This window comes from Bradyrhizobium sp. USDA 3240 (genome assembly GCF_054063295.1).
In genome coordinates this window covers 8363291-8372653 of sequence record NZ_JBSSGD010000002.1, presented here as the reverse complement: position 1 = coordinate 8372653, position 9363 = coordinate 8363291, and the positions used below count along the sequence as shown (strand labels likewise).

Here is a 9363-nt window from a genome sequence, read left to right as displayed (position 1 = left end):
AGCCAGCTGCTTTGACACATGGTGACAGCCCCCGGCGGCGATGCATCGCTATGACGTCACCGCGCGTGATGACGAATGCGCAAGCTGCTTCACCGCCTCGACCGCGGCCCGCTTGGCGGCTGCACGCGAGGCATGATCGACGTCAGGCCCCGCGAGGGTCTTTTCGACCACGACCGTCGTGATGTCGGTAATGCCGATATACCGCAGCCACATCTCCAGATAGGGCCTTTGGAAGTCGTAGCTGCCGGCGGGCGTGGCTGCCGTCGGTGCATAGTCGAGCCCCCGCGCCAGCACCAGCAGAGCCTTCCTCCCGTGCAGCAGACCGCCGAACGCCCGTCCGTCAAACGTGAACAGGAGATCCTTCTGCGACACGACATCGATGAGCTGCTTCAACTTGTAAGGTATCGAGAAATTCCACAACGGCACCGCGAGCAGGATCACGTCGGCCGCGAGAAAGCGCGCGGCAATCGCGGATATCTGTGCCCACGCTTCGGCCTGCTCAGGCGTTAGCGCCGTTCCCGCCAGTCCGGCGTATTTCGCCATCATGACCGGACCGTCGAACTCGGGGAGCTCCGTCGACCATAGGTCGAGGACATCGACGCTGAGATCGGGCTCGATGTCGCTCCATGCAGCGAGCGCGGCGTGTGCCACCTCGATCGACGCGCTGCGGTTCTTTCGCGGGGATGCTTCGACATAGAGGATGCGGGTCATCTGGAATCTCCGGGGCTGGTGGCGGCCCAACAGAGCAGCTTCCGTTCAGTGAGAGAAATGATATATAATTGTCTAATTAATCTCATATCGAGATATATCGATGTTCGACACAACGCTCCTCCGGACGTTTCAGGCGGTCGCTCAGGAGGCAAATTTCACCAAGGCAGCGCGCCGGCTGAATCTCACGCAGTCCGCGGTCAGCGCGCATATTCGCCGCCTGGAGGTTCAGGCAGACCGACCATTGTTCGCACGCAACACGCGGTCGGTCGCGTTGACCGCCGAAGGCGAAGCCTTGCTCGGCTATGCGCGTGCCATCCTTCGCCTCAACGAGGACGCGCGCCTGAGATTGTCAGGCAAGAACCGCGGCGTTCATTTGCGCATCGGCGCATCCGACGACTTCATGAGCAACTGGTTGCCGCGCACGCTCGCGCAATTCCAGCATGGTCACCCTGGTCTGACGCTGGAGGTGCGGGTCGCGAATACGGCCCTGCTCCTGGCCGGGCTCGACCGGGGCGAACTCGATGTCGTGGTTTGCGGCCGATGCCAGGGCGACCAGAGCGGCCAGCTGCTGTGGCGCAAGCCGCTGGTGTGGGCCTATGCGAAGGGCGCGACGCCGGATACCACGGCGCCGCTCTCGCTCGCGCTGTTTCCCGAGCCCTGCCCATATCGCGACGCCGCGCTGGCCGCGCTCGCTGCGGCCGGCCGTGAAGCCCGCATCACTGTGGTGAGTCCGAGCATTGGCGGTCTGCGTGCCGCCGCTGCGGCCGAGCTTGCAGTGTGCCCGCTCTATCGCAGCCTGCTCACACCGCAATTGCGGGCGCTCGGCCGCGAAGCCGGCTTGCCCAGACTTCCCGAGGTCGAGTTCACGGTGTTCACGCGCAGTCGCGGCGGCCCGCGCGAGATCGGCGACATCGCCCAGGATATCATCAAGGCTGCTGCGAGCCGACGATAGCCCTCACGCGCTGATCAGCCGCCGCGCAGGCCGAGCACACGGCGGGCGATCGCCTGGCGATGGACCTCGCTCGGGCCTTCGTACACCCGCATCAGGCGGGCCTTCTGCCAGAGCGCGTTGAGCGGCAATTCCAGCGTCACGCCGAGAGCGCCGAGCGTCTGCATGGCGTGGTCGCAGGCGTCATAGGCCATTTCGGTCGCGAACACCTTGATCATCGAGGCCTCGTGGCGGATGTCCTCGCCGCGATCGGTCTTGTCGGCAGCCTCGCGCACCATCAGCCGGCATGCATGCATGCGCGTCGAGATGTCGGCGATCCACCACTGGATCGCCTGGCGCTCGGCGAGCTTGACGCCGAAGGTCTCGCGCTGCTTGGCGTGCTCGCACATCATGTCGAGCGCGCGCTTGGTGATGCCGACGCAGGTCGACCCCATCTCGAGCCGCCGCGTGCGCAGCCGCAGCTGCATCGGCGCGTAGCCCTTGCCGACCTCGCCCAGCACCGAGTCCTTCGGGATGCGGCAGTCCTCGAACACGATCTCGTAGGTCGAGCCGCCGCCGACCATCGGGATCTCGCGCTCGATGATGAAGCCCGCCGTGCCCTTCTCGACGATGAAGGAGGTGATGCCGCCCTGGCGCTGGTCGTTGCCGACGCGCGCCATCACGATGATGAAGTCGGCGGCGCGCGCATTGCTGATCCAGATCTTGCGGCCGTTCAGCACCCACTGCTCGCCTTCGAGCACCGCGCGCGTCTTCATCCCCGCGGGATCGCCGCCGGCGCCGGGCTCGGAGATCGCGATCGCCGACGTCATCCGGCCCTCGATATAGGGCTGCAGATATTTCTTCTTCTGCGCGTCGGTGCCGACCGCCTGCAGCATGCGCAGGTTCGGCGAATCCGGCGGCAGCACGAACGGCACGCAGCTGCGGCCGAGCTCTTCGTGCACTGCAGCCATCGTGCGCGTCGGCAAATCGTGGCCGCCGAGATCCTCGGGCGCATCGAGGCCCCAGAGGCCGAGCTCCTTGGAGACGTCGCGCAGCCGCTTGCGCTGCTCTGCGGTGAGCTCGGGATGATCGCTGCCGGGCAGTTTCGATTTCAGATATTGCGGCTCGAGCGGAATGAGTTCGCGATCGACGAAGCGCGCGACCGTCTCGCGGATCATGGCTGTCTGTTCATCATCGCTCATCTGGGATTCCTCGCCTGTGCTGTTTCGCTTCACAAAACCAGTAGCGCATTTTTTGTCGACACAAATAGCGGAAACGCGCGCTCGCGCTCACTGTCGCGCGATGGTTTCATGGTGCGGAATTCAATATCCCGCGGCGCGGTCAGCGCGTGCGCAATTGCGCTGGACGTGGCGGCATGTCGAGCAATGGATCGCGCCGCGTGAGGCCATTCTCCTTGAGGAAGCGATCGACGATCGGCGCCCAGATCGCCGTTCCGTTCTCGCTGAACAGCATGTGACCGTCGCTGCCGAATGCGGCCGTTCGAACCAGCGAGAGCTTGCCGCCTGATTTCGCGAACGCGTCCGACAACCGCGTCACGAGTTTCGGGCCGAAGAAGTGATCGTTGTCGGCGGAGACCCAGAGGAGCGGAACGCGTGAGGATTTTCCGAACTGCGCGAAGGCGTCGACGAGCTCGCCTTCTCCGCAGACCGTATCGGGGCCGCTCGATCCGCGGCCCGGTGCGAACACGATCGCGGCCGCTAGACCCGACGGCGCACTCGACGTCAATGCGACGGTGGCGAGGCCGCCCGCCGAGCGGCCGACGCTGATCCACTTTCCGCTGCTGACGTAAACTTGGCCGGCCATGAATTTGGCGGCGGCTGCGATGTCGCTGGCGCCGGCGCGGCCGGCTTTCGCGTAGTTCGGACCGGAGCACGGCCCGTAGGTCTCGGCCCATCCGCCCTGCGAGGCGCCGTAGCCCCGGCGCAGGAACGCCACCGCAACCCAGCCGCGGCGTGCGAACTCCGCCGCCTGCGCCCACATCCCGTAGGGGCTCATCGACGGTCGGTCGCTCGCCGAGCGCGGCGAGCCGTGATTGAGCAGGACCAGCGGATGCGGCTGCCCGTCATCCGGCCGCAGCACGATCGCGTCGAGCAGCGCAGCGGCCGGCCCTGCCCCTTCCGCATTCGGCACCGGGATCTTGAGCGCATCGAGGCGAATGCCTTCGGCTCGCGCGGCGCCGGAGGCCGAGATGAAGACCACCAGGGCCAGAACGACCGCGCCGATGTCGTTGCGGGTCCGCACTGGTCGGATCATGCGCTACTCGGCAAAGCCGACATAGCGGACAAAATCGCCGTTGGCCTCGCGGTCCGACCGCACTGCGTTGGCGGCAAAACTGTCGTCGGGATAACCCATCGCGACGCAGGTCATGATCACCTGGTCTTCCGGGATATTGGCGACCTCGCGCACGATGTCGGAGCGCATGATGCCCTGGCCGTTGATCACACTGCCGAGGCCGCGATCCCAGGCCGCCAGCACGATGCCGTAGCAGAGCGCGCCGAGATCGAAATGGCAGACCGCGCCGGGATCGAGGATCCGGTCATAGGCCAGCACCAGCGAGACCGGGGCGTCGAACTGGCGGAAGCCGCGCAACACCCAATCCTGCCGCATCGGCTTGTCGTCGCGGGCAATCCCCATGGCGCCGAACAGCTTCTTGGCAATGTCGACCTGGCGGCCGCGGTGCACGCCCTGGTATTCGCCATGGCTGACGATGTCGCGCTTGGCCTTGGCGCCGGCGATCATCTCCTCCATGTTGCGGCGCCGCACTTCCTCCAGCGGCGCCCCGGTCAGGACATGGACGTGCCAGGGCTGCGTGTTCATCGAGGACGGCGCGCGCTTGGCCACCTCGATGATCTCCTCGACGGTCGCCCGTGACACCGGCTGCTTCTTGAACCCGCGCACGCTTTTGCGTGTCTGTACCAGCGTCTCGAATTCCATTTCCGCGTTTCCCCCATTTTGTTCCGCGCTGCACACGGAATTTTCTCGCAGCTATCGGGGTATTTTATAGACAAATTCGGCTGTGGGAACTTGATCGAGCCAAGAATCCGATATCCAATCCGTCCACTGGTTTGGTTTAGGGAGAACCCAGATGAAGCGGATTTTCTTGGCGGCCGTGATCGCGACCTTTGCCGCCGGTTCGGCATTTGCACAGGACGCCTCCTGCGAGACGAAAGCCGTCGGCAAGGACGGCAAGCCGCTGGCCGGCGCGGCCAAGACCTCGTTCATGAAGAAGTGCACGATGGATACCTGCGAGACCAAGGCGGTCGGCTCCGACGGCAAGAAGCTCGCCGGCGCGGCCAAGAACTCGTTCATGAAGAAGTGCCAGAGCGGCGCCTGAGCCCCTCGCCGGCGCTCATTTAGCCCCCTCAATCGGGACAGACTTCATCGGGACTCAATCGGGTCGCGCAGGGCGCGGCCCGAACGGCTGTTGACGGGTGGACGGACCCTTCATCGGCCCACGCCCTGTGGCGCTAGAACGAAACGCCGACCCGGACGCCCCTGCTCCAGACCCGCCGGCAACGCTTCCGGGTGTTGCCGTGAAACATCTCGAAACGCTCGGGCAACTGGATCGGCTTGGAAAATTCCAGGCAGGCCCCGCCGGCGGAATAGTCCACCAGCCGGCATTCGATCAGGGGCGCCTTCGGTTCGAGCTGGAGCTTGACCACGCTGGATACACATCCTGTCGGACGAACACGCGCAAATCGTCGGGGATGCATCAGGCCGCCTCTGGTGGAATCGTACCCACAGATTCGCAACCCCCCGTTAAGATTTGGTTCAGGCGGATTGTTACGATTCGTGTCTGCCGCCGGCCGGATCGGCGGGCGCGACGCCAGCACGGCGCGAGGCCGCCAGCGTCTCCGATGGCGCTTCCCCGAACTGCGACCGATAGCTCCGTGAAAAATCGCTGAGGTGCCAGAACCCGTAGGCCAGCGCACAGGCCTTGACGCTCGGCGCGCCGGCGAGCAGTTGCTGGCGCACCAGCCAAAGCCTACGCAGCCGCAGATAGCGATGCAGGCTGATGCCCCGGTAGCGCTGGATCGCATCATGCAGCGTGCGCACCGACACGCCGATCTGCCTGGCGAGCTCGCCGCTGTAGATCGGGTGCGCGACGTCGCCGGCCAGGACGGCGCGCGCGTCGTTGAAGACCTTGAACTGCCGCGTCGTGTTGGCCCGCGTCGCCCACTTGGCCGGTACGATCTCGGCGAACGCGTTGTCGATCGCGGACAGCAGCGTCTCCTTGATCGACGCGCCCGTGGCGAACTCCGCAATCGTGACCTGATCCGACGTGACGAGCAGAACCTGCCTCACCACCTCGCGCAGCCGATCCTGCGCGCGTTGAGATATCTCGTGAATGCTGAAATGGAGTCCGGCACTCGGCCAACCGCGATCGACGATCTCGGGCGTGAACATCATCGAGACATATTGGCGGGGCGTCTCCTCCACCGACGTGTAGAACGCGCCGCCGCCGCCGAGCACGATCACCGCACGATCGCGCTCGACGCCGTTGAACCGCATCGGAACGCCGTCATCCATCGTGAAGCCGACCGCGGTCGTATGCCGCGCAAGCTGCGCGTCGACGATCCGCGGAAACGACTGTGTGTAGTTGAGCTCGCATCCCGGCAAACTCAGGATGATTTGCTCGGCCGAAATCTTCCGCGCGAGTGGCGTGAAATCAACATCCAGATCCCGGATCGAACTCCGGAACGCATCGACATCGTCAAAACGAAAGACTCTCGGCACCAGCAATGGCGCCGTCAAATGACTGCTCCTGTGAAATGGTCTCTAAAATTTGCGCGCGGCGCCGCGCACAGCGCGCCGGCCGCATTGATAAATTGCATGCACAAAATTCGAATCGTCCAATGAACTCAGTCAGAAAAAATGCTGTCCGCTCGTCGAACCCGACAATCTGGCAAAATAGCGCTGCTGCCGAATTTCGATAGTGTTTGCCGCGATATCCACCGTTGGGATCAACCTCCACATCAATTTCTATACCCCTATTAAAGATTCGGGGAGCAGATTGACATCGGGAACGATGATGTTCCCCGTCGCGGAACATTTTAGGGACCGCAATGACAGCTATTGCCTCGCCCGATCTTATTGCCAAGCTCGACCATGTCTTGAGAGCCGGTTCCCCAGACCTCCGCACGCGCATGCTGCAGGAGGTGGCCGGGCTGTTTCTCGACGACGCCCACCGCCTCAGCGAGCATCAGGTCAGTCTGTTCGACGACATCCTGATCCGCCTGACCGAGAGCGTCGAGCTGCGGACCCTGACCACGCTCAGCCGCTCGCTCGCCGACCTGCATCTGGTGCCGCGGGAACTCGCCCGTCGCCTCGCCAACCATGATGATGCCGATGTCGCCGCTCCGATCCTGCGAAAATGCGCCTGCATTCCGGACGCCGATCTGATCGACATTGCCTGGATGCGGGCCGAGGGGCATCTCTGCGCGATCGCGGGACGCAAGGCCGTCAACCAGGAGCTCACGGACATTCTGCTGATGCGAGGCGACAGCAACGTGCTTCGCGCGCTCGCACGCAATCCCGGCGCGGACATGACGAGCGCAGGCCTTGCCATGATGGTCGATGCCGCCGAGCGCGACGAGGACATCGCAGCCGCGCTGGTCGCGCGCAAGGACCTGCCTCACCGCGTTGTTGCCGACCTCGTCGTGCGATCGACGCCGCGCCAGCAGGCCCGGCTGCTCAAGATCGCACACCCCGAGATCCAGCACGCGATCCGCGCTGCCATCGATGGCGGCGCAGCCCGCGCCTCCGCAAGCCCACCAGCCACAATCGACTATGCGGAGGCGCGGGCCACGGTGATGGCCCTCAACAATTCCGGACAGCTGAACGATTCCAGCGTCAACCGCTTCGCGATCCGACGGGAAGTCCACAACGTCGTCGCGGCGCTGGCGCAGCTCGCGACCGTTCCGATCGAGACGATCGCGCCGTTGATGCAAGCCGCCGACATCAACGGGCTCGTGATCGCCTGCCGCGCATCGCGACTGAACTGGAACACGACGGCCACCATCGTCAGTTACCGGAAGGCCGGCTCGAAAGTCCCGCCGGATCAGCTCGAGCAAGCCCGGAAGATGTTCGAGGCACTGCCGCTCTCAAATGCGCAGCGCATGATCCGGTTTGGCTCGCTGAGCGAGTTGGCTGCGAAACCCCTTCAGGCAGTGTGAGTTGCGTTATGACGTATGGTGACCGCAGGGCGGAGCGTGTCAGGCTTGAGACGCGCCATCCCGTCAATCTCATGGGGGTCGACGGCACGTGGCGCCGCAGCTGCATCCTGCTCGACGTCTCGCAAAGCGGTGCCCGGCTCGAGGTCGACGGAACGCTTGATGTGCTGAAGGCCCAGGAGTTCTTCCTGGTCTTGTCCTCGCGCGGCCTGGCGTTCCGCCGCTGCGAGCTGGTTCGTGTCGACGGCGCCGAGATCGGCGTGCGATTTATCGAAGAACGAAAGCGAAAGGGACGTGCCGTCATTCCGAGATGAGGATTGGCGGCAGCGGGCCCTGAGGGGAAGTTGACGACATGACCATGCACAGAGCAACCAGCATCGCGGTATCGGCGGTCTCCGCCGCACCATTGCGCGGCACCATCGCAATCGACTGCGCCGGCACCATCGCGACGTTCGAGATCGACGAGGAGCTCGCCCACCGCCTCTGCACCGATCTCGAGCGGTTTCTGACCCAGGTGCCGCGCCGGACCGGCGCGGCGCGGTGACCTCGAGCTGCCGACTGCCGCGCCCTACTTGCGCTTGAACCGATAATCGAAGCGGTCGCCGTCCGCCGTGATCAGGCCGACGGTGGGAGCCGGAAAATGGATCGGCAGGATCAGCGTGTCGGTCCCCGCCACCGAGGCAAAGAACTTTCGCCGCGAGACCGCCGATTGCTTCGGGTCCCAATCGGGCTTGGCCGACCACTCCGGCTCGCGGCACTGGATCGCGTGGTGCATCAGATCGCCGGCGACCACCGCGCGCTGTCCTTTCGAGAAGATGTTGACGCAGCAATGGCAGGGCGAATGGCCCGGCGTCGGCGTCAGCGTGACGGTGTCGTCGAGCGCATAGTCGTCGTCGACCAGGAGCGCCTGCCCGGCCTCGACGATCGGCAGGCAATTGTCGCGAAAAACCGTGCCGGGCGGATTGGCGCCCTTGGCGTTCTCGGCCTCCCAGGCCGCATACTCGCCCTTGTGGAAGACGTATTTCGCGTTCGGAAAGGTCGGCACCCAGCTTCCGTCGCGCAGCGTGGTGTTCCAGCCGGTGTGATCGATATGCAGATGGGTGCAGAACACGTAGTCGATCTGCTCGTAGGAGATGCCGAGCGCGAACAGCTCGTTGCGCCAGCGCTCCTTGCCCGGAAAGTCGAACGGCGGCGGGTGCCCCTTGTCCTCGCCGGTGCAGGTGTCGACCAGGATGGTGTAGCGCGGCGTCCGCACCACGAAGGTCTGATAGGTGATCACCATCATGCCGCGCGCGGCATCGAAGACTTCCGGCTCCATCGTCTTCAGATGATGCTTGAACACATCGTCGTCATAGGTCGGGAAGAAATCCTGCGGCCGCCGCCACGGCCCCTCGCGCTCGATCACCGCGTCGATCGTGATGTCGCCGATCCTGATCTGCTTCATGCTGTTTCGCTCCCGCTTTTTCCGTGAAGCGTAGCGGGTGATGCTGAGCCGGACAAGCCGGACACAGCGCGGCAGGCCATGCGCCG

At 64.6% G+C, this 9363-nt stretch carries 12 protein-coding genes; 5 read left to right on the top strand and 7 right to left on the bottom strand.

What is annotated here, in order from left to right:
• Positions 1 to 48: 48 nt before the first annotated feature.
• Positions 49 to 711: an FMN-dependent NADH-azoreductase gene (locus ACVIGA_RS39955; protein ID WP_456670350.1), complete on the bottom strand. Its 663-nt coding sequence runs from the start codon at positions 709 to 711 to the stop codon at positions 49 to 51.
• Positions 712 to 811: 100 nt separating this feature from the next.
• Between ACVIGA_RS39955 and ACVIGA_RS39950 the strand changes: the two genes are divergently transcribed.
• Complete coding sequence (locus tag ACVIGA_RS39950) at positions 812 to 1663, top strand: LysR substrate-binding domain-containing protein (RefSeq protein WP_456670349.1); 852 nt, start codon at positions 812 to 814, stop codon at positions 1661 to 1663.
• Positions 1664 to 1677: 14 nt separating this feature from the next.
• Here ACVIGA_RS39950 and ACVIGA_RS39945 read toward each other — a convergent pair whose 3' ends face one another.
• The 3 genes from ACVIGA_RS39945 to ACVIGA_RS39935 form a co-directional block, all read right to left on the bottom strand.
• The gene (locus ACVIGA_RS39945; protein WP_456670348.1) at positions 1678 to 2841 is read right to left on the bottom strand and encodes an acyl-CoA dehydrogenase family protein; all 1164 of its coding nucleotides are present in this window, start codon (positions 2839 to 2841) and stop codon (positions 1678 to 1680) included.
• A 139-nt stretch (positions 2842 to 2980) separates the two neighbouring features.
• A complete protein-coding gene (locus tag ACVIGA_RS39940; RefSeq protein WP_456670347.1) occupies positions 2981 to 3913 on the bottom strand; it encodes an alpha/beta hydrolase family protein in 933 nt (310 codons plus the stop codon).
• A 3-nt stretch (positions 3914 to 3916) separates the two neighbouring features.
• Positions 3917 to 4594, bottom strand: a complete 678-nt coding sequence (locus ACVIGA_RS39935; RefSeq protein WP_223967954.1) for a nitroreductase — start codon at positions 4592 to 4594, stop codon at positions 3917 to 3919.
• Between the two features lie 151 nt (positions 4595 to 4745).
• Here ACVIGA_RS39935 and ACVIGA_RS39930 point away from each other — a divergent pair, with 151 nt between their 5' ends.
• Entirely contained in the window at positions 4746 to 4994 is a 249-nt protein-coding gene (locus ACVIGA_RS39930; RefSeq protein WP_092113602.1) for a hypothetical protein, read from the top strand.
• A 133-nt stretch (positions 4995 to 5127) separates the two neighbouring features.
• Here ACVIGA_RS39930 and ACVIGA_RS39925 read toward each other — a convergent pair whose 3' ends face one another.
• Positions 5128 to 5373 (bottom strand): PilZ domain-containing protein, encoded by a 246-nt coding sequence (locus tag ACVIGA_RS39925; RefSeq protein ID WP_223967956.1) that lies wholly within the window; start codon positions 5371 to 5373, stop codon positions 5128 to 5130.
• 70 nt (positions 5374 to 5443) lie between these two features.
• Positions 5444 to 6415: a helix-turn-helix domain-containing protein gene (locus tag ACVIGA_RS39920; protein ID WP_456670346.1), complete on the bottom strand. Its 972-nt coding sequence runs from the start codon at positions 6413 to 6415 to the stop codon at positions 5444 to 5446.
• Between the two features lie 311 nt (positions 6416 to 6726).
• Between ACVIGA_RS39920 and ACVIGA_RS39915 the strand changes: the two genes are divergently transcribed.
• The 3 genes from ACVIGA_RS39915 to ACVIGA_RS39905 are packed head-to-tail and all read left to right on the top strand — an operon-like array spanning position 6727 to position 8377.
• Positions 6727 to 7836: a DUF2336 domain-containing protein gene (locus ACVIGA_RS39915; RefSeq protein ID WP_456670345.1), complete on the top strand. Its 1110-nt coding sequence runs from the start codon at positions 6727 to 6729 to the stop codon at positions 7834 to 7836.
• Between the two features lie 8 nt (positions 7837 to 7844).
• Entirely contained in the window at positions 7845 to 8147 is a 303-nt protein-coding gene (locus ACVIGA_RS39910) for a PilZ domain-containing protein (protein ID WP_223967958.1), read from the top strand.
• 38 nt (positions 8148 to 8185) lie between these two features.
• Positions 8186 to 8377 (top strand): hypothetical protein, encoded by a 192-nt coding sequence (locus ACVIGA_RS39905; protein WP_375780706.1) that lies wholly within the window; start codon positions 8186 to 8188, stop codon positions 8375 to 8377.
• Between the two features lie 24 nt (positions 8378 to 8401).
• On the opposite strand, the gene ACVIGA_RS39900 is transcribed toward ACVIGA_RS39905, so the two are convergent.
• The gene (locus tag ACVIGA_RS39900; protein WP_456670344.1) at positions 8402 to 9277 is read right to left on the bottom strand and encodes an MBL fold metallo-hydrolase; all 876 of its coding nucleotides are present in this window, start codon (positions 9275 to 9277) and stop codon (positions 8402 to 8404) included.
• Positions 9278 to 9363: the final 86 nt, after the last annotated feature.

Excerpts from the sequence above, each read along its gene's own strand:
- ACVIGA_RS39955 (WP_456670350.1), bottom strand. The coding sequence starts at position 711 with ATGACCCGCATCCTCTATGTCGAAGCATCCCCGCGAAAGAACCGCAGC.
- ACVIGA_RS39950 (WP_456670349.1), top strand. The coding sequence starts at position 812 with ATGTTCGACACAACGCTCCTCCGGACGTTTCAGGCGGTCGCTCAGGAG.
- ACVIGA_RS39945 (WP_456670348.1), bottom strand. The coding sequence starts at position 2,841 with ATGAGCGATGATGAACAGACAGCCATGATCCGCGAGACGGTCGCGCGC.
- ACVIGA_RS39940 (WP_456670347.1), bottom strand. The coding sequence starts at position 3,913 with ATGATCCGACCAGTGCGGACCCGCAACGACATCGGCGCGGTCGTTCTG.
- ACVIGA_RS39935 (WP_223967954.1), bottom strand. The coding sequence starts at position 4,594 with ATGGAATTCGAGACGCTGGTACAGACACGCAAAAGCGTGCGCGGGTTC.
- ACVIGA_RS39930 (WP_092113602.1), top strand. The coding sequence starts at position 4,746 with ATGAAGCGGATTTTCTTGGCGGCCGTGATCGCGACCTTTGCCGCCGGT.
- ACVIGA_RS39925 (WP_223967956.1), bottom strand. The coding sequence starts at position 5,373 with ATGCATCCCCGACGATTTGCGCGTGTTCGTCCGACAGGATGTGTATCC.
- ACVIGA_RS39915 (WP_456670345.1), top strand. The coding sequence starts at position 6,727 with ATGACAGCTATTGCCTCGCCCGATCTTATTGCCAAGCTCGACCATGTC.
- ACVIGA_RS39910 (WP_223967958.1), top strand. The coding sequence starts at position 7,845 with ATGACGTATGGTGACCGCAGGGCGGAGCGTGTCAGGCTTGAGACGCGC.
- ACVIGA_RS39905 (WP_375780706.1), top strand. The coding sequence starts at position 8,186 with ATGACCATGCACAGAGCAACCAGCATCGCGGTATCGGCGGTCTCCGCC.
- ACVIGA_RS39900 (WP_456670344.1), bottom strand. The coding sequence starts at position 9,277 with ATGAAGCAGATCAGGATCGGCGACATCACGATCGACGCGGTGATCGAG.